The following is a 22,378-nucleotide window of genomic DNA, read 5'->3' as shown; positions in this document are numbered from 1 at the left end:
GTTCAAATTCCAGAGCCAAAATGCATTTTCTGTAAATTTTTAACTTTGATAGATGTTTTGCTGTATCGGTCATTGTAAAAATTTATAAAATCTCAAGTCTGGTGCTGATATCAGCAACGCCTTTTGAATACATCGCTGATGTTACTATCGTATCGGCATTTGCGTATTCTTTTACATTTGCTAAATTTATGCCGCCAGCTGCTAGGATAATGCTATTTGGCGAAATCTCATCTCTTAAAGAGAGTACATTTTCGATGAGCTCTGGACTAAATTTATCGCACTGCACGACGTCGCAGTTTACTTTTAAAAGCTTATTTGCTTCGTCTAAATTTTCAGCTTCGATGCATACTTTTCGCTCGGCCATTTTTGCTTTAAACTCTGGCAAATGTGATAAAAATTTATCAAAGCTACCATAGGCTTTCATGTGGTTTTTAAAAAATAAAATGCTATCGCTAAGCCCAAGTCTATGGATGCCACCACCACCTTCAAGTACGGCTTTTACGCAAAATTTCTTAGCAAATGGAAAACTCTTTCTAGTTGCCAACACTTCGCATTTTTTATTTACGCACTTTGCGGCATTTACCATTTTGTTTGTATAAGTTGCGATGGCGCTGGCATATTCTAGTGCGACTTGAGCTAGTTTCCAAGTTTTATGCACATTTTCATAGCTACCACAAATTTTTATGATTACATCACCAGCTTTGCAAATTTGAGAATTTTGCACAAAAATTTCACTCTCACACCCAAGTAGCCTTGCAACACTTGCGGCCACATCAACGCAGCTAACACAAATTTCATCACGTGAATAAATTTCAAGTGAGGCTTTTTTATCGATATTTTGAAGCGACGTAGTAAGATCAAAGTAAGGTATATCTTCATTTATATAGCTTAGAATTTCTGCGTCGCTAAGTATCATTTTATGCCTTTTTTACCTCATTTTTTGCTTTTATTATCATTTTTTTAAAGATTCCATTGTCATAAAGCCCAGCATGATAAAGGGCAAAACAAGTAAATGCAATGCCTGAAGCAACGTGAAATTTCTTAATGCTTTTATTTTTTTTCATAAAAAGGGCACTTAAGCAAACTGAGGCTAAAGTGATGCCCATACCGACTTTTGATACTTGTCTATGAGTGTTTATATCAAGTAGTTTGCCACTTATTTTTGTTTCGTTTTTCAAATTCTTCTCCATTTAGTTTTTATTCCAGCAACTTGTATTTTTTATACCAAGACTTTCTGGGTCAAATTCTGGATTTTGCCCAGCTTTTCTTTGAGCTTCGTAGTCTTTGACTGCTATTATCACTACTTTTGAAAGTAGGAATATAGCGATAATATTAATAGTTGCCATTGCAGCCATTGTGATATCAGCGATATTCCAAGCGAGCTTTAAATTCATCTGAGCACCAATAAATATCATAACGACAGCTGTTATCTTAAATAGCAACGTAAGCTTGTGGTTTTTGGTTAAAAATTTCATATTTGCCTGAGCGTAGTAGTAGTTGCCAATAAGCGAAGTGATGGCAAAAAGTACGACTGCAAGAGTGGTAAAATGAACTCCAAATTCACCAAAATACTCTTTCATTGCGGCTTGAACGAGAGGAAGTGCTGTTAGCACCTCGCCACTTGAGCCAGTCTGCTTCGTAAGATAGGCCTGTGAAAATAGCACGATCATACCAGAAGCGATACATATCGTCATGTCTATAAAGACTGCCATTGCTTGAACTAGGCCTTGTTTTACTGGGTGGCTAGTATGTGCTGCGGCTGCTGCGTTTGGAGCTGAACCCATACCGGCTTCGTTTGAGAAAAGGCCTCTTTTGATGCCTATTACGATCACGCTGCCAGCAAATCCGCCAAATATCGCTTTAAAATCAAAGGCATTTTCTAAAATCATCTTAACAACATCAGGAATTTCTTTGAAATTTAAAACGATAGCAATAAGTGCTAGCGAGATGTAGGCAAGTGCCATGAAAGGCACGATGTATGAGCTTACTTTACCGATGATGTGGCTTTTGCTAAAAAACATAACCGCCGCAAATGCCGTAAGTATAAGGCCGATGCCAACAGGTAGTCCGCTTTGTGCAAAGCTAACGTTGCTACCAGCTTTGTCGTAGTAAATTTCAAAAGCTGATGTCATTGTATAGCTTTGAAGTCCGTTAAAGCCGTATGCGTAGGTGATGATGAGAATTACCGCAAAAAGCGAAGCCAGCCATTTTATACCAAGACCATTTTTGATGTAATAAGCTGGACCGCCTTTAAACCCAAAAACGTCTTTTGTCTTATAAATTTGCGCAAGTGTACTCTCTATAAAAGCTGAAGCTGATCCTAAAAATGCCATCAAGCACATCCAAAAAAGAGCACCCGGACCGCCCGCGACGATAGCTGCTGAAATTCCAGCGATATTGCCTATACCAACGCGCGAAGCAGTCGAGATCATAAGTGCTTGAAATGGCGTTAAATGGTGCTTGTTGTACTTGTCTTTTTTTTCTACTAAGACTCTGCAAGCCTCAAAAAACATCCTAAACTGCACAAAACGAGTCAAATAACTAAAATAAATTCCCGTAGCCACAAGAATAATGACTAAAAAATATCCATATAAAAAGTCGTTGGCTACGTCCATTTTGCCGTTTAAAAAACTTAAGAAACTATCAAGCACCATCTACCCTTTCAAATTTATTTTGATTTGAATTTTACACCCTTCATTGAATTTAATAAAAGCCAAATCGTTGTGCCATTATGAAGCATGGCAGTTGCTATTGGATTTAACATACCAAGTGTCGCAGCACTTAGTATAGCTGTGTTTACGCCAACGGTTGAGCGGAAATTTGAGCTAATTAAATCCATTGTTTTATTTGCTAGCTCTTTTACGAGAGCTACGCTCATGATATCGTCTTTTAAAAGACTTATGTCAGCCGTCGCTTTAGCTATATCAGCACCTTTGTGCATACTTATGCCCACATTTGCTTTAGTTAGGCTTGGAGCATCATTTATGCCATCTCCCACAAAGGCTACTTTTTTGCCCTCACTCTTTAGCTCTTCGATAATAGCTGCTTTATCTGTTGGTAAGCACTCCGCATAGACCCTATCAAGTCCAAGCTCACGTGCTACTTCTTCAGCCTTGCTTTTGATGTCGCCGCTTAGCATGACGACCTCTTTTACGCCAAGACTGCGTAGTTTTGCCACCATGTCTTTTGCGTTTTCTCTCATATCATCTTTCATAGCAATGACGCCGACCAGCTCCTTATCATATCCTACGTAGAGTAAGGTTAAACCGCTATTTAATGCTTCGCTTATTAAAGCTTCATGAGCTTTAAAGCTTATCATCTCGTCATCTTCTAAGAAGTGTCTACTGCCGATAACTACCTCTTTGCCGTGCATCGCAGTTTTTACGCCATGAGCTACAATAAATTCAACTTCATCGTGATGAATATGGTGGAAACCACGCTTATTTGCAGCTTCAACTATTGCTTCGGCTACTGGATGAAAGTAGTGTTCCTCAGCACTTGCAGTTAAATTTAATATATCATTTTGAGAAAAGCCCTCTTTAAATGAGTAAATTTCAACTACACTTAGGCGTCCATGTGTCAGAGTGCCAGTTTTGTCAAATACAAAAGTATCAACTGAACTTAAAGCCTCGATCGCCTTTGCACCTTTTACAAGAATGCCATTTCTACCAGCTTTTGAGATACTTGATTTAAAAGCAACTGGTGTAGCAAGCTTTAATGCGCAAGAGTAGTCCGCTTGAAGTACGCTAGCAACGCTATTCATATTTTTATTTATAATGTATGAAAGTCCAGCAAGCGAGAGCGTAACAGGCACAAGTTTATCAGCTAGTTTTAACGCTTTTACACCAATGGCTGATTTTTCATTGAGTGAAGTTTGTATGTACTCTTTGATCCTAGCTGTCGCTGTGTCGCTGCCTACATTTTCAGCCCAAATTTTTATCCTACCTTCATCAACCACGGTGCCACTTATAACACGGTCGCCTCTAGCTTTTGGTATAGGCTCAGCCTCTCCGGTCATTGAGACTTGATTTACATCGGCATTACCTTCAACGATATAACCATCAACACCTATCGTCTCACCAGCTCCAACTACTACGATGTCGCCCTTTTTTAAATTTTCGGTTTTTACTTTTTCAAGCGTCTTTTCACCATTTAAATTTCTCTCGACCCAGACTTCTTCGATATTTGGTTTTGCTAGCTCTTTGATGAGATCATCACTTCTGTGGCTAGCACTTTCTTCCATATATTCGCCGATATTTATCATCAAATTTGTGCTATTTGCTGCTAAATGATCGCCCATTGCTAGGCTAGTACCAATGGCAGTTGCCTCAAGCACTTTTGAAGTGATACCCTCATGCCTTAGCTCTTTTGCACCTTCTATTAGATTTGGAGCTGTGGCGTAAAGAGTCACGGCTGATTTTAGAGTTTTGTTACTCATAAATGGCGTTATGCCAAGTGCAGCAGCAGCCTTATAGATATTTGCCTTGCTTGGCAAATTTGGATCTTTTGCCTTTGTTGGAAATTCATAGCTCTTGATAAAGTTTAAAATTTTATCGTAGTTTTTATCGTATTCAACGATAATGCTTTTTGCGTATTTATTTACACGAACACTTAGTGCATCAGTTCGCTCTGAGATCGCAGCCTCGATAGCGCTGACGTCGCTTCTAGCGTTTAGGCTCTCGCAAATAAACCTCGCTCTATTTTTACTCTTGTGAGCTAGAGTGATCTTATTTTTGTGAGTCAAGTTCTGCTTTGACATCTTCAAAACGCTCTTTTAGTTCTTCTATGCCAGCATTTATAAGCTCGCCACCTTTGATAATCGCTTTAAATACGCACTCTTGTGCTTTTGGATTAGTTAGTACATAAGCTGCGATACCGCCTAAAACTAGGCCTTTTACAAAGCCAGCAGCATTAAAATTTTCAGGTACAAATGGTAAATTTTGAGCTGCATTGTTTATTGCATTATCGATTGCACTTGGCTGAGTAGCTGCTACATTGTTAGCTGCAGTTTCACTTGCTACGTTTTCTTCGTTGATGTAAGGGTTATTCATTATTTACTCTCCAATTTTATTAGTTTTTCTGCTATCAAAAGACCGCCGATGCCAGCTGCTGTAAAAGCTGCCGCATTTAGATATTTTTTTTGTGCTATTAAATTTGAAGCATGAATGCCAACAGCACCTACAAAACCACCTGTTACAGCGTATTTTGCTATCTTTTTAGCGACATCTTTTTTAGTCGCTCTATTATTTAGATAGTCGCTAAAGCCAAGTGCAGCTGCACCCATACCAGCGATTAAAGCACCGCTGATGAAGTGATCAAATGGAAGTCTTGTGCTTGAAAGTGTAAAAAGACTATTTTCTTGCATTCTCTATCCTTAAGCTATATCGTTTGGTGTGATAGCTTTTGGAGCGGCTGGCTTTTTAGCGCGTGGTTTTCTTGTTTTCTTTACCACATTTTCAGCCTCTTTTTCTACTTTTTTAGCACCACGTTTTGCTTTTTTTTCTTCTTTTACTATAAAGTCTTTTGCATCTTTTGCAACACTTTTACCTTTTTTGTAAAGATCTTTTGCGGCCTCTTTGCCTTTATCAAAGCCATCTTGGGCGTACTCTTTGATCTTATCTCTTTTATTCCAAGCAGCTATTGCTAAACCGCCTACTGCTAAACCTGCTAAAAATGGTAATGCCATTTTAAATCCTTTCTTTGTTTGATTTTGTAAATTATTCATTTTCTTCATCCTTATTAAAATTTTTGCTAACTACTGAAATGCCTAATGCCCCAAGCGCAAGTCCGCTAAAAAACGAGAAATTTGGATTATTGGTTATCTTTGCTAACTCGCTTTTATCAGCTTTGCCACTTGCGATATTTTGCAAGCTTTTAGTTATCTCATTAAAGTCGTTTTGATAGTTTTCTAAAATATTTGTTATGCCATTTTGCTCAAAATTTTGTGAAATTTCATTTAAATTTAGCTCATTTTTTATTTCGCAGCCACTATAAATTTCTTTTAAGCGTTGTTTTAAAGAGGTGACATATTCATTATTTGAAGTAGCCCAAAGTCTAAAAAATAGATCTTTTAGCTCTTCATCATCTAAGCTTTCACAAAATTTTTCATACATTTTATTTAGTTCTAACTCATAGTTTAAAGCTTGTATCAGCGCATCTTCTTTATTTTTTGCTGGCAAAAATATAGCTTCATTTTCGCAAGCAAGCTCATAATCATGAGCACTCGCAAATTTTTCTATCAAGATGATCGCATTTTTTCTGATATTTGCGATCTCGTTAAAAACATCACCAAATGAAGCTAAATTTTCATATAAGCTAAGTGCATTCTTTTCGCTGGTATATGATGCATTTAAAAGTTCATTAAGCATATTTCACTTCTTTTGCAACTTCATTTACCCTAGTTGAGATCTCTTCTAAATTTTGCCCTTTTAAGAGATCTTCCCAAAGGTTTTTTGGAAAAATTTCATGATCATATTCGATCGTTACAGAGCCGATTAGCTTGTTAAATTTTACATTTTTTATACCATTTATCTGAGCTATAACATCATCTAGACTAGCTAAATTTACGCTACTACTTAGCTCTTTTATCTTTGGGCTAACTCTTACTCTTAGTCTGCCGTTTGTGTGAGCTATCATTGAAAAATAGCTTGCAACTTGTGCTAAAGTTTGTGTTTTTATATCCATTTTCATCCTTTTTTTAATTGCGTATTATCTATTTCACAGCTTAAATAAATCTGAAATTTTTTTGTTTTTCATTATCAAAAAGTAAAATGAAATGATAAAATTTAATTTCCATTTTTCTTTTGGCAATCACTGCAAATGCCATAAAGTATCATGGTATGCGACTGCTCGCTAAAATTTTTTTCTTTGCAAATTTGCTCTTGCCTTTGCTCTATCATCTCATCTTCAAAATCAACTATCTTCTCACAAATTTCACATATCAAATGATCGTGAGAGGATTTTAAATTTAACTCAAATTTCTTTACACCATTTTCCTCAAAGGAATTTGCTAGATGGTGGGTTTCGAGAAAATTTAAAAATAAGTAGATAGAAGTCATTGAAATTTCATTTTTATATATTTTATAAATTTCTGAAGAAATTTCTTGAGCACTTAGATGAGAGTTGCTGGTAAAAAGCACATATAAAATTTGCTCTTTTATATCTGATTTTTTTTGCCCAAAGGCTTCTAAAAACTCTTTAAAATGCTTATAAAATAGTTCAAAATTTTCCACAAAAACCCAATTAAAATGATAATGAATGTTAGGATTTTACAACCTTACATATAAAAAAAGCATAAAATTTAATACGAAATACAAGTAAAGTATTTTATAAGATTGTTTTGGTATAGTGTCGCATTTTTTAAATCAGAATTAAGGAATAAAATGACTTACGACGAGCTTGAATTAGACGCCGTTTTGTTAGAGGTTTTAGAAAATAGAGGCAGTTTTGATTCTATGGATGACGAGGAGCTTTATGAGCTTATCGAGCAAGTTGCACAATATACAGATGGCGATTACGAAGAAGCGTTTGAGTATATGACCCAATTTTCTCCAATCCCTAAAAAACGCTTTGTTTCACTATTTATGGTTTAGCAAAAAGCTAAGCCATAACTTCTATAAAATTAATCAAAAAAGTAAAAATAAAAAGAGCCCTTGACCCACTTAATGAGCCAAGAAATTTGAGCTATAAGAAGTATTTTGAGATTATTTCTTTAAATTTTAGTGTGTATTTACTAGCTTTTGGGCTATTATTGTAGATATTTTCAAAATCATACATTCGCTCATAGTAATCATTTGTGTCTTGTCTATTTATTTTTAGTCTTGCCACATCTAAGCTAACTCCTACAAAAGCACCACTTGTCTTGCCACGCTCCTCAGCAAATGCTGAAATTTCAGGCAAATCACTTGTGATCGCTACTTCGTTACCAATGCCACCAGTTGCTTCTGCTTTTAGACTGATCGTATCTTTTGCATTAAATAAATTTGCATAAGCTTCTGAATTTTTAAATAATATAATCATGTCAGCTGAGCTGTAACCAAGCTGTAAGCCTATGCTACCAGATGTGTAATTTACAAAAAATGGGCTTGACCATTCACCATCATCGTTTTTAGCGATAAAAACGCCTTTACCTGTTGAGCCAGTAACGATAGCGCCTGCTTTTGTCACATCAGGGATTATGGCAATCGCTTTTATGCCTTCAAATTTAGTGTTTGGCTTTAAATTTCTTGTACCAAAAGCGTTTAAAATATTTATTGCATTTTTTAGCTTTTGATTTTGGATCACATCAGCATTTAAGCATGGCGTGAAAAATAAACCAGCAAGAAATATGATTAATAGTCTTTTCATTAAAATTCCTTCCTTAAATTTTTCGTTATTATAGCCTAAAATAAACTAATGGTAAAAATATTATTAATGATTTTTTATGAGAGTTCATTATAAAATGCGACCTTTTAAGGGAAAAATATGAGTTTGATACTTTTTGTCGAATACGTCGGTATCGCATCAGCTGCACTTAGTGGGTTTTTATTTGCAGTAAAAAAGGAGTGCGACTGGCTTGGAGTCTTTTTGTCTGCATTTTTGACCGCACTTGGTGGCGGTATCATGCGTGATATGCTTGTTGGTAGGGCAGTTTATTCATTTACGCACTATATGCCAGTAAGTGTTGTTATTTTTATGTTGATTGTTTCAAGAGTGGCAAATTTACACATAAAAAGAGAAGGTTTGGAGCGAAAATTTGTATTCATCTTCGCCGATGCGATCGATGTTATCTGTTTTTCGATCGTTGGAGCAATGGTTGCTATTGAGTACAACTATAACATCTTTGGCGTGATGATGATCGCCTTTTTTAACGGCGTTGGTGGCGGTATCTTAAGAGATATTTTGCTAAATGAAATTCCATGGTTTTTACGCACTGGGCTTTACGGCACTATAAGCCTTGGTGTGGGGCTTGCTTACTTTGTGCTATATCATCTTGGGCTTAGTAATATCTTTTTTACTATGCTCTTGCTTGCTGCTGGCATTACGGTTAGGATGTTTGCATTTTATAGAGGCTGGAAGCTACCTGATCTATGAAATTTAGCGAGTTTTTTGATATCTGGGTCAATGAAAACTACTATAAGTTTGGCGTAGATATCGGCAAAAAGGGCGATTTTTACACAAATGTAAGCGTTGGCTATCTTTTTGGTGTTTGCCTTGCGAACTACTTTTTAAAGCTGCTTAGAAACGGCGAAATTTCTAGCTCTTGCAAGGTCGTAGAGATCGGCACAAACTCTGGCGATACGATTGCTGATTTTGCGCAAGGAATTTTTACGCTTGAGCCAGAGATCTTAAAAAATTTAGAGTTTATTATCATTGAGCCTCACGAAAATTTAAGGAAAAAGCAGCTTGAAACTTTTACAAAGCGCTTTGGCAATGATGTCAAAATAAGACATTATAAAAATTTAGACGAGTGCTCGTTTGATGAAATTTTTGTCATCTCAAATGAGCTACTTGACGCATTTAGCTGTGAGGTGATAGAGGGGCAAAATATGCTTTTTGTGGATAGTGATCTAAAATTTCACTGGCAAAAAGCAGATCAAAACTTGCTAGCTCTTGCAAAGAAATTTGGCATAAAAAAGGGCGAGATATCAACTAGCTACGCTAAATTTGCAACCCAGCTTGCAAATGCAGCAAAAAAGGTGAGATTTTTAAGCTTTGATTACGGCGAATTTGAGCCAAAAAATGAGTTTAGCCTAAGAATTTTTAAAAACCATCAAGTATTTTCTTTATTTGAAATTTCAAACCTCGCGTTATACTTTAAAAGATCGGATCTAACATATAGCCTTTGCTTTAAGCAAGTAAAAGAGGCTTTTTGTGAGGCTGGCTTTAAGATGCTTAAATTTAAAAAACAAAATGAAGCTTTAGTCTGTGATTTTGGTGTGGATGAAATTTTATCTTTGGTGCTTGAAAAAGGTAGCAAGCAAGCCTATGAAAATGCAGTTAAACAAGCAAAATTTCTACTTTCACCTGAGTTTTTGGGAGAGAAATTTAAATTTATAGAGTTTTTAAAGAGCTAGCCTAGCGATAGGTGCAAATTTGGCTTCACAAGCCTTTAAAAGATCGTTTGGTGCTATTTTGATTTGTTTGCCTCTCACTCCAGCACTTACTAACACGTATTCTTGCTCTTTTGCACGTTCATCGATAAATGTTGCAAAGTGTTTTTTCATAGCAAGCGGCGAGCAGCCACCCCTGATGTAGCCAGTGATCTTTTCTAAGTCTTTTAAATTTATAAGCTCGCAGCGTTTGGCGCCACACGCGTGAGCAAGTGCTTTTAGATCAAGCTCCAAATCGCCTTGCAAGCAAGCAACAACGAAATTTTTAGGCTCACACTCACAAACGATAGTTTTATAAATTTGCTTTATATCTTGCTTGGTGCTAGCTGCTACGTGGAGGGCTGAAAGATCGTTCAAATCAACTTCATACTCTAAAATTTCATAATTAATTTTTAGCTTGTCTAAAGCTCTAGCAGCATTTGTTTTATGTATCATTTTTTCTCATTTTTGCGAATTTTTTGTATAATTATAGCCAAAACTTAAAGGAGGAAAGATGGCTGAAGAAGTTGAAGAGAAAAAAGCAAAAAAAGGTGGCAATGGTGCATTAATGATAATTATCATTGCGATATTTGTTTTGCTGCTAGTTATTGGAGGGCTAGTTGCGTTTTTGATGCTTAGTTCTGACGAGCCAAAAGAGGCAAACATGATGCAAGCACCAGCTCAGACTCAAACGCAGTCCATGCCAGCTCAAAATAAGGCAAAGCATGGTAGTAATGACTATTCAAATATGGGGCCGATATATCCGCTTGATCAGTTTATTGTAAATTTGCTTAGCGAAAATGGCTCAAGATTTCTTAAAACCAAGATTGATATGGAGCAAAGCGATGAGTTGCTAACTCCTGAGCTTGATAAGAAAAAAGCACTTTTAAGAGATATTATTATAAGAACACTTTCGTCAAAAACCTACGAAGAAGTAAGCACTGCAAAAGGCAAAGATAGGCTAAAAGACGAGATCGTGGGCAAGCTAAATGAAGTGCTAAATGATGGCTACATCAAAAACATATTTTTTACTGATTTTGTGGTTCAATGATAGGTATTGATATCATTAAAATAGATAGAATTTCTAGACTTAAAGCTCGTTATGGCGAGCTTTTTCTAAAAAGATTTTTAAGCGATGATGAGATCGCACTAGCAAAAAAGGATGCAACTTTGGCTGGATTTTGGGCAGCCAAAGAAGCAGCTAGCAAAGCCCTTGGTGTGGGCATCAGCAAAGAGTGTGGCTTTTTAGACATAACTATAAGTAAAGATACAAAAAATGCACCAAAGATAAAATTTAGCCCAAAAATTTATACAAATTTTAATATCAAAGAAGCAAGCCTTAGCATAACTCACGACGGTGGTTTTGCTGTAGCTGCAGTGATGATTGTCTAAAATTTATACATTTTTACAAAGCTTTTTAATATCTTTTAACTACTTCTGATAAATTTAAAAAACGTATTTTTATAAAATTTTTTAAAGAAAAGACGATATCTTTAATTAAGATTGAGTGGAGCTAAAGAGACTAAGGATAGTAAAATGCGAATTTCTAATAACCTCCCAACTACTAACTACCTCTCAAGAGAGAACATAGCAAGAGAGATGGGGTTTAAATTTAACGATATAAACGAGATACTTAGTAACGATATGGGATATGGTATGAGCTTTCCTGAATATGCAAGGCTTGATAGAAAAGCTCAAGCTGCGGCTATGATAGGCACATATATCCACTATCTGGCTTTACAAAGGGCGATGAAGCAAAAGTCACTATCATAGGAAAGCTTAGAGGTTATGATCCTGGCTTTACAAGTGAGCAGCTATCAGATCTTAAAAATTTCATAAATGAAAGCAAGGGTTTATTTGTAGAGTATATACAAGGTCAGCAAGCAAAACCAGACAATGATAAGCCAAAAATTTTAAGAGATACCCCATACACTGTAAATGAATTTTTAAATGAATATCGTGGCGATAGCGATTTGCTATTTATGCAAAACTCAAGGACTATTGATCTGCTTGATAGCGATATGAGCATTGATGAGTTTAAAGAGGAGTGGGCTAAATATGTATTAAAAGAGCGGTTTAATATAACTTTATCTGGCGAAGATACTAAAAATGCTGTCAATATACTAAAAGAGATGAATGAAAAAGGTATTCAGAATATAGATAATCTTGAAAAAGAAGACAATGCCAAAGAGAAGAAATTTACACCTATACAAGTTACTAAAAAATCTTACACCTATAAGCTTGAAGCTGATGAGAGATTTAAAGAGCTTTATAAATTTATAAAGAGTGAATTTGATAGCGGCAAGAGTATGTTTGAAATTTTAGAAAAAGTGGCAAAGCTTAAAGTAGATAAGAGGGCATAGGTATTTTATAAGCAAAGAATAGAATTTTTATAATTTAAATTTCAAAGAAAAAGCATAGATGCTCTCAGACCTATACAAAAGATAAATTTCAAAAAACATGGACTAGCCAGCAAAGTATTGATATTAAGTTGCTGGCAAGATAAATTTACATCCACTCAAGCACTTGCGTGATATCTTTTGCGTAAAAGCATTTTAGCCCTTGCGTGTCAAGCGGTTTGTTTGGGATGATCGCATTTTTAAATTTCTGCATTTTTGCCTCTTTTAGGCGCTGATCGAGGTTGAAAATTTCTCTTATCTCGCCGTTTAGACTTAGCTCGCCGATGAATACACTGTCCTTGCTGATAGGGCGGTTTTTGAAGCTGCTGATTATCGCTGCAATGACGGCTAGATCGGCTGCAGTTTCGCTTATCTTAACGCCACCTGAAACGTTTATAAAGACGTCGTAGTGCCCAAGTGGAATTTCTAGCTTTCGCTCAAGAAGTGCTAGCAGCATATCTAGGCGGTTTCTTTCAAAGCCAGTTGAGCTTCGTTTTGGGTAGGCGCTTTCGCAAACAAGTGCCTGAATTTCGATGCTAAGCGCCCTTGAGCCCTCCATTATGATGGTGATCGCACTGCCGCTCATCGCTCCGCCACGCGTGAAAAATTTACTAGAAACCTCGTTTGCGCTCACGAGTCCGTGCTGGCTCATCTCAAATATGCCAACCTCGCTTGTCGATCCAAAGCGGTTTTTAAATCCACGCAAAATTCTTAACTCTCTGCTCGCGTCGCCCTCGAAATAAAGTACCACATCGACCATGTGTTCAAGCACTCTAGGCCCTGCGATCGAGCCCTCTTTGGTTATGTGACCGATGATGAAAACGCAGATGTTTTGGCTCTTTGCAAGCCTCATTAGCTCAAACGTGATCTCACGAACCTGCGTGATCGAGCCTGGCGCGGAGGTTATATTTTGGCTATAAAGCGTTTGAATGGAGTCAATGACTAGCACCTTGTAGTCGCTCTTTTGCACCTCTAGCATGATATCTTCTAGGCAAATTTCAGTTAATAGGTATAAATTTTTATCCACAGCATTTAGCCTATCAGCTCTCATTTTTATCTGGCTTTGGCTCTCTTCGCCGCTTACATAGAGCGTTTTTTTACCGTCTTTTGCTAAATTTGAGCCGATTTTTAGAAGCAATGTTGATTTGCCAATGCCAGGGCTACCGCCTATTAAAACAAGCGAGCCCTCAACAACGCCACCACCAAGAACAAGGTCTAGCTCGCTATCTTTGGTGCTAAATCTCGTAAAATTTTGAATTTCAACTTCGTCTATGCTTATGGCTTTGCTAGGTGCGCCACTACTTTTTGCTATCTCTTTGCTTATCTTTATCTCTTGCTGGCTAAGCTCGACAAAGCTATCCCAAGCCCCACATTGTGGGCATTTGCCTAGCCACTTTGCCTGTTGATTACCGCAGGCTTGACACTCAAAAACTGGCTTTGCTTTTGCCATAAATTATCCTTTTTAAATTTCAACTACTATCACTCCAAAAGCTGCTCCAATCATGTCAGCCACGATGTCAAGCAAGCTAAAGCTCCTGTTTGGTAAAAATGCTTGAACGAGTTCTATTTGCACACCAAAGGCTAAAAGCAGGGCTAAATTTTTAAAAATTTTAAACTCATAGCCAAGATAGAGCAGGATGTATAGGACGCAAAAAGCTAAAAAATAGTTTGCTTTGTCCCACGAATTTTCGATGATCGCAGGACTTTTTGGAGTAAATGCAAGAAAATCGATCGCCAAAAGAGCAATAAAAAAGCAAATTTTACTAAGAAATTTCACTCTACTCAAAAATAGCGTCCATCAGCTCGTCTAAAAATTCATCTGGGTTAAATTTGATGATATCATCCATGCTTTCGCCAACGCCTATATAAAATATAGGTAGCTCAAGCTCTCTTGCCACGCCAAATAGCGCTCCACCCTTTGCAGTGCCATCAAGCTTTGTGATGATGACACCATCAAGCGAGATGATATCGTTAAACGCTTTCGCTTGCGCAACTCCGGCATTGCCTTGCGTGCCATCAAGAATCAAAATTTTGCGGTGAGGCGCTTTTTCGTAAGCTTTTTTGCTAATACGAACGATCTTTTCTAGCTCGTTTGCTAAATTTGTCTGGTTTTGAAGTCTGCCGGCTGTGTCAAGGATAACGCGGTCGATGCCTTTTGCAAGGGCTGAGCTAATCGTATCGTAAGCAACAGCTGAAGGATCATGCCCTTGCTGGGTGGCGACTATTGGCACATTTAGCCTAATTGACCACTGGCGTAGCTGCTCGATCGCTCCAGCTCTAAATGTATCACAAGCGCCTAAAATGACGCTTTTGCCGTTATTTTTATATAAATTTGCAAGCTTTGCGATCGTTGTCGTCTTGCCAGCGCCATTTACGCCAAGGATGAGATCGACAAATGGCTTATCAGGCTCGATCACACGCTCGTTTTCGTAGATGAAATAGCTACTCATAACGCGTCTAAGATCGGCTCTACTTACTTCATCTTGTGGCGGCAAGTAGTATAAAATTTCTTCCACGATCTCGTAAGCTACGTCAGCTTCAAGTAAAATTTCTTCTAAGCTCTCTTTGTCTATCTTTTTTGACTTCTTCGCTGAGCTTATCGCTCCAAAAGTCTTCTCAAAGCCTTTTTTTAGAAAATCAAGCATTATTTTGTTGCCCTATTTATGTCATTTTCAAGCATCTCTTCAGGTACAAGACCGATGTAGCCTTGAACGTAGTCGCCATTTGCTTTAAAAAGTGCTGACGCAGGCAAGCCTTTTATGCCGCCCATCGCTTTTTCAAATAAAAAATTTCCCTCACCAACTGCGACTTCGTATTTGATTTTATATTTTTGAGCAAAATCTTTCACCTCATCTTCACTTTTGTCTTCAAGTAGCACACCAACGATATCTAGTTCGTTTTTAAATTTCTCGCTTAGGTTATTTAAGTGTGGGATCTCAGCCTTGCAAGGAGGGCACCAAGTGGCGAAAAATACGTAAAGAGTCGCTTTTTTACCATCTTTTACGTCAAAGCCATTGCTTCTTTTTGTAATCTGCATAGTTGTGCCACTTAGCAGCTTTAGATTTATCTCTTTTATCTCGTTTTCTTGGGCATTTTCACTCATTTTTGGAGTGAGTGAGTCTTTGCTTAAATTTTCATCTTTGCTAGCATTTTTATCTAAAATTTTGCCTTGCGTTTGTTCGCTTGTATTTTGCTCGTTTTTTTGCTTGTTCTCGTCGCCACATCCAAAAAAGGCAAAAAGGCAAAGTGATGTTATAATTGCTCGTTTTAATGTCATAAATTTCCTTTTGAATAAGATTTCAGGATTATACAAGAAAGAGCATAAAATGAGCGTTAATTTAGAAAAAAATGAATTTAGAAAAAATGCAAGAGCAAATTTGATACAACTTACTAAATTTAAGGCTAAATGCTCACATTATAAAGCTACAAAAACTCTTTTAAATTTGATAAATTTTACAAATTCCAAGAAAGTATTGTTTTATTTGCCGCTTAACTACGAGGTCGATGTGCTTAAAATCAAACGAAATTTATTACGTAAATGTGAAATTTTTGCCCCTTTTATGGTAGGTCTTAGCTTAAAGATGGTAAGATTGCGATTGCCATTTATAACTTATAAATTTAACGTCAGACAGCCATCTGGCAAAAAAATGGATAATGTTAGACTTGATATGGCAGTAGTTCCAGCGATTGGGGTGGATGGAGCTATGGCTAGGATAGGGCATGGAAAAGGATTTTATGATAGATTTTTTGACTCTTTGCCTATTAAGCCAAAACGGATAGTTTTTCTTGAGATAAAAGACTTTTACACCAAAGATGTGCTTTCAAATGCACAAGACGCGGTAGCAGACTTTTATATAACCCCAAATAAAAATTATATAAAAAGAGGAATAAATGATAGAGGTTTTAATAGGCTTAGGAGCCGGTGTGGCGGGCGTTGGAGCAGGGTATCTATACGCTAAAAAGATAAATGATGCAAACTACAACATCTTCTTAGAACAAGCAAAAGCAAAGGCAAAAGCTATCGAGTACGAAGCTGAACTAACGCTTAAAAATTCTAAAATTTCAGTACAAGAGGCTGAATTTGAGGCTAAAAAAAGATACGATGACAAAACAACAAAGCTTCAAAAAGAGTATGCGAGTAAATTTGATGAACTAGCCAAAAAAGAGAAAATTTTGCTAAATGAGCAAGAGCTTTTAAACGAAAGTAAAGAGCTTTTTGAAAAAGATAAGCAAGACGCAAAGATAACTTACGAAGAGGGGTTAAATTTAAAGGCTGCTTATCAAAATAAAGTAGAAGAGGCTATTAGGGTACTTGAGCACGCAGCTGGCTTAACAGAAGAAGAGGCTAGAGAAGTTGTGCTAAAAAAAGTAGAGGAAAAATCTCGTGCAGATATCGCTCACATCGTCAGAAAATATGAAGAAGAGGCTAAAAGAGAGGCTAAAAAGAGAGTTAATTACATCTTGGCGCAGGCTACGTCAAGATTTGCTGGAGAATTTGCGGCTGAGCGTCTGATAAATGTCGTAAATATTAAAAACGATGAGCTAAAAGGTAGGATCATTGGCAAAGAGGGACGTAATATCAAGACCCTTGAAATGGTGCTTGGCGTTGATATCATCATCGACGATACGCCTCACGCGATCATACTAAGCAGCTTCAATCTTTACAGACGTGCGATCGCAACAAGAGTGATCGAGCTTTTGGTAGAGGATGGAAGAATCCAACCTGCGAGGATAGAAGATCTTCACAAAAAAGTGACTGAAGAATTTGAGCAAAGTATACAAGAAGAGGGCGAAAATATCGTCATGGATCTTGGTCTAAATAAAATTCATCCAGAGATCGTAAAACTGATAGGTAAGCTTAAATTTAGAGCAAGCTACGGACAAAATGCCCTTGCACACAGCCTTGAAGTGGCTCACCTTGCTGGCATCATTGCAGCTGAGTGTGGCGGAGATGAGAAGCTTGCAAAAAGAGCTGGCATACTTCACGATATCGGTAAGGCGCTAACTCACGAGTACGAGGGCAGTCACGTTGATCTTGGAGCAGAAATTTGTAAGCGCTACAAAGAGCATCCAGTTGTCATTAACGCTATCTACGCTCACCACGGCCACGAAGAGGCGACAAGTATAGAAAGTGCAGCTGTTTGCGCAGCTGATGCACTAAGTGCGGCTCGTCCAGGTGCAAGGCGTGAGGTACTTGAGAGCTTCTTAAAGCGTGTCGAAGAGATCGAAAACATCGCAAAAAGCAAAGATGGCATCAAGCAAGCTTATGCGATCAACGCTGGCCGTGAAATTCGTGTCATAGCAAATGCTAAACTCATAAACGACGATGAAGCAGTGCTTGTAGCAAAAGAGATAGCTCAAGAGATCGAGAGCAAGGTGCAGTATCCTGGCGAGATAAAAGTAAGCGTCATCAGAGAGACTCGTGCTGTTGATTTTGCAAAATAACGGCAAGATATGAAATTTCTTTTTTCAATTTTATTATTTTTCTCAATTGGCTTTGCCAGCGAGGAGCTCGTGCTGGACTCGGCAAACTCGTTTATAACAACGATGAGAGGCGCTAGAAACGCTCCTATAAAAGAGCTAATCGAGCAGTCAAAAGCAACGATCATCTTTCCAAGTGTTAAAAAGGTCGGTTTTGTAGTTGGTGGTATGGGTGGAGATGGCATCATGGTTGTTGGTAACATTAACTCGCCAAGTGAAATTTTACCAGTTAGCATAAGTGGCGGTAGCATCGGTATACAGCTTGGATATGAAGATAGTTCGCTTGTGCTTTTTATATTTAAAGATAGCATTATCCACGATATTAAAGATGCCAAGATCACGCTTGATACGAAGCTTTCAGTAGCTTTTGGTGACATTGGACGCAATTACAGTAAAGTAAGCGATTTTAAATTTTCAAGTGATATCTACGCATATGCCGCAAATGATGGGTTTTTTGCGGGAGCTAGCTTTGGTGGAGCAGTCATCAGTGCAAGGGAAGAAATTTTAAAGCAAAGTGGCTATGCCTATGAACAGCTAATAGCCTCTGCATCTAAACTTTTAGGAGATTAATGCAAGATATCATAAACTCAGTTTCAACATACGGCTATATTGTATTGTTTTTTTATAGCCTTGGTGGCGGCATGGTTGCACTAATCGCCGCTGGAATTTTAAGTTTTACTGGCAAGATGGATATCACTCTTAGTATAATTGTCGCTGCTGTGGCAAATACAATCGGCGACACGCTAATTTTTTATGTCGCAAGATTTAATAAAAACTCACTTATGCCTTATATCAAAAATCATAAAAGAAAGCTTGCTTATGCAGGAATTTTGGCCAAGAAACACGGCGATAAGATAATATTTATCAAGAAATTTATCTACGGCGTCAAAACTTTGGTTCCTATCGCGCTTGGACTTACGAAGTATTCATTTTATAAATTTAGCATTATAAATTCGATCTCGTCAGTGCTTTGGGCGGTCATTATCGGATTTGCCAGCTTTAAAGCGGGTGATTATTTTGTAGGTGCAAGCGACTATCTTGGCGAGCATGGATATATTATGCCTCTTGCCATGGTTTGTTTGTTGCTTGGAATTTGGTTTTTTTTACAACATATTACAAAAAGGAGAAAAGCATGAAAAAGGTGATATCTGCTTTAATCGTAGTTATCGTGGTAGTCATTGGAGCGGTTTATTTTGCTTCAAATGAGGTGGAGAAAAACTATCAAAGGATAGTGAATGATCTAAATAATATTAAGGGCTTTAAAATTTCTAATAACAATTACAAAAAAGGTTTTTTTGGCTCAAAAGGATCATTTGATTTTAGTGTTTCAAAAGATCTTTTGGAAAATATATTTGGTAAAAATGTAAATGAGGATTTGGTTTTTAAAGTAGAAAATGAAATTTCTCATACAGCGCTTGCTTTTATAGATGGCTTTGAAATAGACTCAAAAATTTCTATTCAAAACGATATGATTAAAAACATTATCGCAACATTTATGGGTTCAAATGTTATTGCAACAACTAAAACAAAAGTTAGCTTAACTGGCGATAAAGATGTGGATATTAAATTTAGCAATATTGAATTTAATGATAAGCAAAAAACCGCCGTTAATACAAAAGATATAAAGATTGGTATGACGCTTGATTCAAAAGATAGTATAAACAGCTTAAAGGTTGAAGCAGACAAGATTGTTTTGAAAGATTTTAGTGAGTACAACAAAGTTGATCTAAATATCGAAGGATTTTATGTTGACTCAAGTTATAAAGAGCCAGTTAAGATTTCAAAAATTTTAGAGAGTCAGCTTGTACCTTATCTAGCAAAAGTTAAATTTAAAAGGGTGTCTTTCGCATCTAATGATGTAAGTAATATTTTGATAGATGACTTTAAGTATGACTCAAAATTTGAAATCTCAAATGATCTTGGAAGATCAGACGATGTTATAAAAATAGGTATAGTAGCAGTTGATAAAGTAAAATATACAGATTTTGTCTTTGATAGCAAAATCGCAAATATCAATGTGCCTGCATTAAATAATGTATTAGACAAGCTTAATAATTTAAATAATGAAGAAAATTATAATGTTTTAGCTGGATTAAATTTTGATGAGATAATAGATCAAATCTTAGAAAAGAATCCAAGTATAAAAATAGATACATTAAGCTTTAAAAAAGGAGATAAGGCTTTAAAGCTAAATTTGGATGCAGCAGTAAATGGCTTTAAAAAGGGAACAAATCAGTCAGAAATTTTTGATAAATTATCTCTTGGTGGAAAAATAAGTGTCGATGAAAGTCTGACGAATTTTTTTGATACATTAGTACCAGAAGTAGCTTTTGTTGAGCCTACTTTGATATCTGCTGGATATTTTAAAGAAGAGGATAAAAAAGTAATAAGCGAATTTAAATATGATCCAAATAAAAAAGATATTATATTTAATGGAAAAGTTGGACTTCAAAATTTCTTTATGGGTTTTTAAAAATTAGCCTGATTTTTATCTGTATTTAAGCATCACTTCTATATACTTCACTTTCTGTTTTGCAAAACGCAGAGCAGAAAGTTCTTTTAACTTACAATTGTTAAACTATTAGTCAATCTTTGAAATCTAAACAAGTGATCGATTGAGCCAGTCTATTATTTTATAATTTATAATAGATTAGACAAACTAATAAATAAAACTAAAAGTTTTTTTGATTAAAAACTTCATAATAAAATCCTATCAAAATAAATTTTGCTAGGTAATTAATATGGAGAGTTTGATCCTGGCTCAGAGTGAACGCTGGCGGCGTGCCTAATACATGCAAGTCGAACGGACAAGTAAGAGCTTGCTCTTATGAGTTAGTGGCGCACGGGTGAGTAATGTATAGCTAATCTGCCCTACACTAGAGGACAACAGTTGGAAACGGCTGCTAATACTCTATACTCCTGTCTTACATAAGTTAGATAGGGAAAGTTTTTCGGTGTAGGATGAGGCTATATTGTATCAGCTAGTTGGTGAGGTAATGGCTCACCAAGGCTATGACGCATAACTGGTCTGAGAGGATGATCAGTCACACTGGAACTGAGACACGGTCCAGACTCCTACGGGAGGCAGCAGTAGGGAATATTGCTCAATGGGGGAAACCCTGAAGCAGCAACGCCGCGTGGAGGATGACACTTTTCGGAGCGTAAACTCCTTTTGTTAGGGAAGAATAATGACGGTACCTAACGAATAAGCACCGGCTAACTCCGTGCCAGCAGCCGCGGTAATACGGAGGGTGCAAGCGTTACTCGGAATCACTGGGCGTAAAGGACGCGTAGGCGGATTATCAAGTCTCTTGTGAAATCCTATGGCTTAACCATAGAACTGCTTGGGAAACTGATAATCTAGAGTGAGGGAGAGGCAGATGGAATTGGTGGTGTAGGGGTAAAATCCGTAGAGATCACCAGGAATACCCATTGCGAAGGCGATCTGCTGGAACTCAACTGACGCTAATGCGTGAAAGCGTGGGGAGCAAACAGGATTAGATACCCTGGTAGTCCACGCCCTAAACGATGTATACTAGTTGTTGCTAAGCTAGTCTTGGCAGTAATGCACCTAACGGATTAAGTATACCGCCTGGGGAGTACGGTCGCAAGATTAAAACTCAAAGGAATAGACGGGGACCCGCACAAGCGGTGGAGCATGTGGTTTAATTCGAAGATACGCGAAGAACCTTACCCGGACTTGATATCTAACAAATCATCTAGAGATAGAAGAGTGTCTGCTTGCAGAAATGTTAAGACAGGTGCTGCACGGCTGTCGTCAGCTCGTGTCGTGAGATGTTGGGTTAAGTCCCGCAACGAGCGCAACCCACGTCATTAGTTGCTAACAGTTCGGCTGAGCACTCTAATGAGACTGCCTTCGTAAGGAGGAGGAAGGTGTGGACGACGTCAAGTCATCATGGCCCTTATGTCCGGGGCGACACACGTGCTACAATGGCATATACAATGAGAAGCAATATCGCGAGATGGAGCAAATCTATAAAATATGTCCCAGTTCGGATTGGAGTCTGCAACTCGACTCCATGAAGCCGGAATCGCTAGTAATCGTAGATCAGCCATGCTACGGTGAATACGTTCCCGGGTCTTGTACTCACCGCCCGTCACACCATGGGAGTTGATTTCACTCGAAGCCGGAATACTAGATTAGTTACCGTCCACAGTGGAATCAGCGACTGGGGTGAAGTCGTAACAAGGTAACCGTAGGAGAACCTGCGGTTGGATCACCTCCTTTCTAGAGTACATATAGATATTCTCTCACAAGATATCTATAAGAAAGATATTCTCAATCATCCTTGTTTAGTTTTGAAAGATTGATAGACCTATAGGGGCCTATAGCTCAGCTGGTTAGAGTGCACCCCTGATAAGGGTGAGGTCACAAGTTCAAGTCTTGTTAGGCCCACCAGAGAATTT

The 22,378-nt window shown here is 37.5% G+C and carries 28 protein-coding genes, 1 tRNA gene and 1 rRNA gene; 14 read left to right on the top strand and 16 right to left on the bottom strand.

Annotated features, from left to right (window positions below):
* Window positions 1–82 precede the first annotated feature (82 nt).
* From modD to CVT15_RS05455, 10 genes are all read right to left on the bottom strand, one after another.
* The gene (modD, locus tag CVT15_RS05500) at window positions 83–916 is read right to left on the bottom strand and encodes a ModD protein (RefSeq protein ID WP_103576356.1); all 834 of its coding nucleotides are present in this window, start codon (window positions 914–916) and stop codon (window positions 83–85) included.
* Window position 917: 1 nt separating this feature from the next.
* Complete coding sequence (locus tag CVT15_RS05495; protein WP_103576355.1) at window positions 918–1,178, bottom strand: helicase; 261 nt, start codon at window positions 1,176–1,178, stop codon at window positions 918–920.
* A 12-nt stretch (window positions 1,179–1,190) separates the two neighbouring features.
* On the bottom strand, window positions 1,191–2,654 hold the full coding sequence (locus CVT15_RS05490) for an alanine/glycine:cation symporter family protein (protein WP_230853902.1): 1,464 nt from the start codon (window positions 2,652–2,654) through the stop codon (window positions 1,191–1,193).
* 14 nt (window positions 2,655–2,668) lie between these two features.
* Window positions 2,669–4,744, bottom strand: a complete 2,076-nt coding sequence (locus tag CVT15_RS05485; RefSeq protein WP_103576353.1) for a heavy metal translocating P-type ATPase — start codon at window positions 4,742–4,744, stop codon at window positions 2,669–2,671.
* Window positions 4,728–5,051 (bottom strand): oxidoreductase, encoded by a 324-nt coding sequence (locus CVT15_RS05480; RefSeq protein WP_085658618.1) that lies wholly within the window; start codon window positions 5,049–5,051, stop codon window positions 4,728–4,730. The genes CVT15_RS05485 and CVT15_RS05480 overlap by 17 nt, the downstream gene beginning before the upstream one ends.
* The gene (locus CVT15_RS05475) at window positions 5,051–5,365 is read right to left on the bottom strand and encodes a hypothetical protein (RefSeq protein ID WP_021091246.1); all 315 of its coding nucleotides are present in this window, start codon (window positions 5,363–5,365) and stop codon (window positions 5,051–5,053) included. Before CVT15_RS05475 ends, CVT15_RS05480 begins: the two co-directional genes overlap by 1 nt.
* Window positions 5,366–5,374: 9 nt before the next feature.
* The gene (locus CVT15_RS05470) at window positions 5,375–5,725 is read right to left on the bottom strand and encodes a hypothetical protein (protein ID WP_103576352.1); all 351 of its coding nucleotides are present in this window, start codon (window positions 5,723–5,725) and stop codon (window positions 5,375–5,377) included.
* Window positions 5,718–6,368: a ferritin-like domain-containing protein gene (locus CVT15_RS05465; protein WP_087579348.1), complete on the bottom strand. Its 651-nt coding sequence runs from the start codon at window positions 6,366–6,368 to the stop codon at window positions 5,718–5,720. Before CVT15_RS05465 ends, CVT15_RS05470 begins: the two co-directional genes overlap by 8 nt.
* A complete protein-coding gene (locus tag CVT15_RS05460; protein WP_021091233.1) occupies window positions 6,361–6,684 on the bottom strand; it encodes an HMA2 domain-containing protein in 324 nt (107 codons plus the stop codon). The genes CVT15_RS05465 and CVT15_RS05460 overlap by 8 nt, the downstream gene beginning before the upstream one ends.
* Before the next feature lie 101 nt (window positions 6,685–6,785).
* Window positions 6,786–7,232 (bottom strand): Fur family transcriptional regulator, encoded by a 447-nt coding sequence (locus CVT15_RS05455; RefSeq protein WP_107898191.1) that lies wholly within the window; start codon window positions 7,230–7,232, stop codon window positions 6,786–6,788.
* A gap of 150 nt (window positions 7,233–7,382) precedes the next feature.
* On the opposite strand from CVT15_RS05455, the gene CVT15_RS05450 reads away from it, so the two are divergent.
* On the top strand, window positions 7,383–7,592 hold the full coding sequence (locus CVT15_RS05450; RefSeq protein WP_002942234.1) for a hypothetical protein: 210 nt from the start codon (window positions 7,383–7,385) through the stop codon (window positions 7,590–7,592).
* Between the two features lie 91 nt (window positions 7,593–7,683).
* On the opposite strand, the gene CVT15_RS05445 is transcribed toward CVT15_RS05450, so the two are convergent.
* Window positions 7,684–8,346: a lipid-binding SYLF domain-containing protein gene (locus CVT15_RS05445; RefSeq protein WP_107898192.1), complete on the bottom strand. Its 663-nt coding sequence runs from the start codon at window positions 8,344–8,346 to the stop codon at window positions 7,684–7,686.
* 117 nt (window positions 8,347–8,463) lie between these two features.
* On the opposite strand from CVT15_RS05445, the gene CVT15_RS05440 reads away from it, so the two are divergent.
* Together CVT15_RS05440 and CVT15_RS05435 are read left to right on the top strand one after the other, a co-directional pair.
* Window positions 8,464–9,072, top strand: a complete 609-nt coding sequence (locus CVT15_RS05440) for a trimeric intracellular cation channel family protein (RefSeq protein WP_107898193.1) — start codon at window positions 8,464–8,466, stop codon at window positions 9,070–9,072.
* Complete coding sequence (locus CVT15_RS05435; RefSeq protein ID WP_107898194.1) at window positions 9,069–10,055, top strand: SAM-dependent methyltransferase; 987 nt, start codon at window positions 9,069–9,071, stop codon at window positions 10,053–10,055. The genes CVT15_RS05440 and CVT15_RS05435 overlap by 4 nt, the downstream gene beginning before the upstream one ends.
* Here the strand turns inward: CVT15_RS05435 and ybaK are convergent.
* The gene (gene ybaK / locus CVT15_RS05430) at window positions 10,044–10,526 is read right to left on the bottom strand and encodes a Cys-tRNA(Pro) deacylase (protein ID WP_107898195.1); all 483 of its coding nucleotides are present in this window, start codon (window positions 10,524–10,526) and stop codon (window positions 10,044–10,046) included. The genes CVT15_RS05435 and ybaK overlap by 12 nt on opposite strands.
* Window positions 10,527–10,584: 58 nt before the next feature.
* Here ybaK and fliL point away from each other — a divergent pair, with 58 nt between their 5' ends.
* The 4 genes from fliL to CVT15_RS10000 all read left to right on the top strand — a co-directional run bounded on the left by fliL (window position 10,585) and on the right by CVT15_RS10000 (window position 12,433).
* Window positions 10,585–11,121, top strand: coding sequence for a flagellar basal body-associated protein FliL (gene fliL, locus CVT15_RS05425; protein WP_084042196.1), 537 nt, complete (start codon window positions 10,585–10,587; stop codon window positions 11,119–11,121).
* Window positions 11,118–11,462: a holo-ACP synthase gene (gene acpS, locus CVT15_RS05420; RefSeq protein ID WP_107898196.1), complete on the top strand. Its 345-nt coding sequence runs from the start codon at window positions 11,118–11,120 to the stop codon at window positions 11,460–11,462. The genes fliL and acpS overlap by 4 nt, the downstream gene beginning before the upstream one ends.
* Window positions 11,463–11,606: 144 nt before the next feature.
* Window positions 11,607–11,843, top strand: coding sequence for a hypothetical protein (locus CVT15_RS05415; protein ID WP_196087873.1), 237 nt, complete (start codon window positions 11,607–11,609; stop codon window positions 11,841–11,843).
* A 209-nt stretch (window positions 11,844–12,052) separates the two neighbouring features.
* A complete protein-coding gene (locus tag CVT15_RS10000) occupies window positions 12,053–12,433 on the top strand; it encodes a hypothetical protein (protein ID WP_230853901.1) in 381 nt (126 codons plus the stop codon).
* Between the two features lie 145 nt (window positions 12,434–12,578).
* On the opposite strand, the gene radA is transcribed toward CVT15_RS10000, so the two are convergent.
* Genes radA through CVT15_RS05390 form a run of 4 tightly spaced genes read right to left on the bottom strand, consistent with a single transcriptional unit; the run spans window position 12,579 to window position 15,746 of the window.
* Entirely contained in the window at window positions 12,579–13,919 is a 1,341-nt protein-coding gene (radA, locus tag CVT15_RS05405) for a DNA repair protein RadA (RefSeq protein WP_103577195.1), read from the bottom strand.
* Between the two features lie 12 nt (window positions 13,920–13,931).
* Window positions 13,932–14,207 carry a VanZ family protein gene (locus tag CVT15_RS05400; protein ID WP_230853900.1) on the bottom strand — a complete coding sequence of 92 codons (276 nt, stop codon included), beginning with the start codon at window positions 14,205–14,207 and terminating at the stop codon, window positions 13,932–13,934.
* Window positions 14,208–14,247: 40 nt separating this feature from the next.
* Window positions 14,248–15,114 (bottom strand): signal recognition particle-docking protein FtsY, encoded by an 867-nt coding sequence (gene ftsY, locus CVT15_RS05395; protein ID WP_103577196.1) that lies wholly within the window; start codon window positions 15,112–15,114, stop codon window positions 14,248–14,250.
* Window positions 15,114–15,746, bottom strand: coding sequence for a TlpA family protein disulfide reductase (locus tag CVT15_RS05390; RefSeq protein WP_103577197.1), 633 nt, complete (start codon window positions 15,744–15,746; stop codon window positions 15,114–15,116). Before CVT15_RS05390 ends, ftsY begins: the two co-directional genes overlap by 1 nt.
* Window positions 15,747–15,795: 49 nt before the next feature.
* On the opposite strand from CVT15_RS05390, the gene CVT15_RS05385 reads away from it, so the two are divergent.
* The 7 genes from CVT15_RS05385 to CVT15_RS05355 all read left to right on the top strand — a co-directional run bounded on the left by CVT15_RS05385 (window position 15,796) and on the right by CVT15_RS05355 (window position 22,370).
* Complete coding sequence (locus tag CVT15_RS05385; RefSeq protein ID WP_103577198.1) at window positions 15,796–16,428, top strand: 5-formyltetrahydrofolate cyclo-ligase; 633 nt, start codon at window positions 15,796–15,798, stop codon at window positions 16,426–16,428.
* Window positions 16,361–17,914, top strand: a complete 1,554-nt coding sequence (gene rny, locus CVT15_RS05380; RefSeq protein ID WP_103577199.1) for a ribonuclease Y — start codon at window positions 16,361–16,363, stop codon at window positions 17,912–17,914. The genes CVT15_RS05385 and rny overlap by 68 nt, the downstream gene beginning before the upstream one ends.
* Window positions 17,915–17,923: 9 nt before the next feature.
* Entirely contained in the window at window positions 17,924–18,520 is a 597-nt protein-coding gene (locus CVT15_RS05375; RefSeq protein WP_103559257.1) for a lipid-binding SYLF domain-containing protein, read from the top strand.
* Entirely contained in the window at window positions 18,520–19,086 is a 567-nt protein-coding gene (locus CVT15_RS05370; RefSeq protein ID WP_103577200.1) for a DedA family protein, read from the top strand. Before CVT15_RS05375 ends, CVT15_RS05370 begins: the two co-directional genes overlap by 1 nt.
* Window positions 19,083–20,423: a DUF945 family protein gene (locus CVT15_RS05365; protein WP_107898321.1), complete on the top strand. Its 1,341-nt coding sequence runs from the start codon at window positions 19,083–19,085 to the stop codon at window positions 20,421–20,423. Before CVT15_RS05370 ends, CVT15_RS05365 begins: the two co-directional genes overlap by 4 nt.
* A 265-nt stretch (window positions 20,424–20,688) precedes the next feature.
* Window positions 20,689–22,199: ribosomal RNA gene (locus CVT15_RS05360) — 16S ribosomal RNA — on the top strand.
* Between the two features lie 94 nt (window positions 22,200–22,293).
* Window positions 22,294–22,370, top strand: a tRNA-Ile gene (locus CVT15_RS05355).
* Window positions 22,371–22,378: the final 8 nt, after the last annotated feature.

It is taken from the genome of Campylobacter concisus, assembly GCF_003048595.2.
Taxonomy (GTDB): Bacteria; Campylobacterota; Campylobacteria; order Campylobacterales; family Campylobacteraceae; genus Campylobacter_A; species Campylobacter_A concisus_L.
Note: the sequence above shows the minus strand (reverse complement) of the source record. Positions and strands in the feature narration are given on the sequence as shown.

Bases quoted from the DNA above. Each gene is read 5' to 3' on its own strand.
- CVT15_RS05450 (WP_002942234.1), top strand. From the start codon at position 7,383: ATGACTTACGACGAGCTTGAATTAGACGCCGTTTTGTTAGAGGTTTTA.
- CVT15_RS10000 (WP_230853901.1), top strand. From the start codon at position 12,053: ATGCAAAACTCAAGGACTATTGATCTGCTTGATAGCGATATGAGCATT.
- ftsY (WP_103577196.1), bottom strand. From the start codon at position 15,114: ATGCTTGATTTTCTAAAAAAAGGCTTTGAGAAGACTTTTGGAGCGATA.
- fliL (WP_084042196.1), top strand. From the start codon at position 10,585: ATGGCTGAAGAAGTTGAAGAGAAAAAAGCAAAAAAAGGTGGCAATGGT.
- CVT15_RS05435 (WP_107898194.1), top strand. From the start codon at position 9,069: ATGAAATTTAGCGAGTTTTTTGATATCTGGGTCAATGAAAACTACTAT.
- ybaK (WP_107898195.1), bottom strand. From the start codon at position 10,526: ATGATACATAAAACAAATGCTGCTAGAGCTTTAGACAAGCTAAAAATT.
- CVT15_RS05415 (WP_196087873.1), top strand. From the start codon at position 11,607: ATGCGAATTTCTAATAACCTCCCAACTACTAACTACCTCTCAAGAGAG.
- CVT15_RS05385 (WP_103577198.1), top strand. From the start codon at position 15,796: ATGAGCGTTAATTTAGAAAAAAATGAATTTAGAAAAAATGCAAGAGCA.
- CVT15_RS05490 (WP_230853902.1), bottom strand. From the start codon at position 2,654: ATGGTGCTTGATAGTTTCTTAAGTTTTTTAAACGGCAAAATGGACGTA.
- CVT15_RS05480 (WP_085658618.1), bottom strand. From the start codon at position 5,051: ATGAATAACCCTTACATCAACGAAGAAAACGTAGCAAGTGAAACTGCA.
- CVT15_RS05365 (WP_107898321.1), top strand. From the start codon at position 19,083: ATGAAAAAGGTGATATCTGCTTTAATCGTAGTTATCGTGGTAGTCATT.
- CVT15_RS05465 (WP_087579348.1), bottom strand. From the start codon at position 6,368: ATGCTTAATGAACTTTTAAATGCATCATATACCAGCGAAAAGAATGCA.
- acpS (WP_107898196.1), top strand. From the start codon at position 11,118: ATGATAGGTATTGATATCATTAAAATAGATAGAATTTCTAGACTTAAA.
- CVT15_RS05445 (WP_107898192.1), bottom strand. From the start codon at position 8,346: ATGAAAAGACTATTAATCATATTTCTTGCTGGTTTATTTTTCACGCCA.
- radA (WP_103577195.1), bottom strand. From the start codon at position 13,919: ATGGCAAAAGCAAAGCCAGTTTTTGAGTGTCAAGCCTGCGGTAATCAA.
- CVT15_RS05475 (WP_021091246.1), bottom strand. From the start codon at position 5,365: ATGCAAGAAAATAGTCTTTTTACACTTTCAAGCACAAGACTTCCATTT.
- rny (WP_103577199.1), top strand. From the start codon at position 16,361: ATGATAGAGGTTTTAATAGGCTTAGGAGCCGGTGTGGCGGGCGTTGGA.
- CVT15_RS05370 (WP_103577200.1), top strand. From the start codon at position 18,520: ATGCAAGATATCATAAACTCAGTTTCAACATACGGCTATATTGTATTG.
- CVT15_RS05375 (WP_103559257.1), top strand. From the start codon at position 17,924: ATGAAATTTCTTTTTTCAATTTTATTATTTTTCTCAATTGGCTTTGCC.
- CVT15_RS05390 (WP_103577197.1), bottom strand. From the start codon at position 15,746: ATGACATTAAAACGAGCAATTATAACATCACTTTGCCTTTTTGCCTTT.
- CVT15_RS05470 (WP_103576352.1), bottom strand. From the start codon at position 5,725: ATGAATAATTTACAAAATCAAACAAAGAAAGGATTTAAAATGGCATTA.
- modD (WP_103576356.1), bottom strand. From the start codon at position 916: ATGATACTTAGCGACGCAGAAATTCTAAGCTATATAAATGAAGATATA.
- CVT15_RS05440 (WP_107898193.1), top strand. From the start codon at position 8,464: ATGAGTTTGATACTTTTTGTCGAATACGTCGGTATCGCATCAGCTGCA.
- CVT15_RS05460 (WP_021091233.1), bottom strand. From the start codon at position 6,684: ATGGATATAAAAACACAAACTTTAGCACAAGTTGCAAGCTATTTTTCA.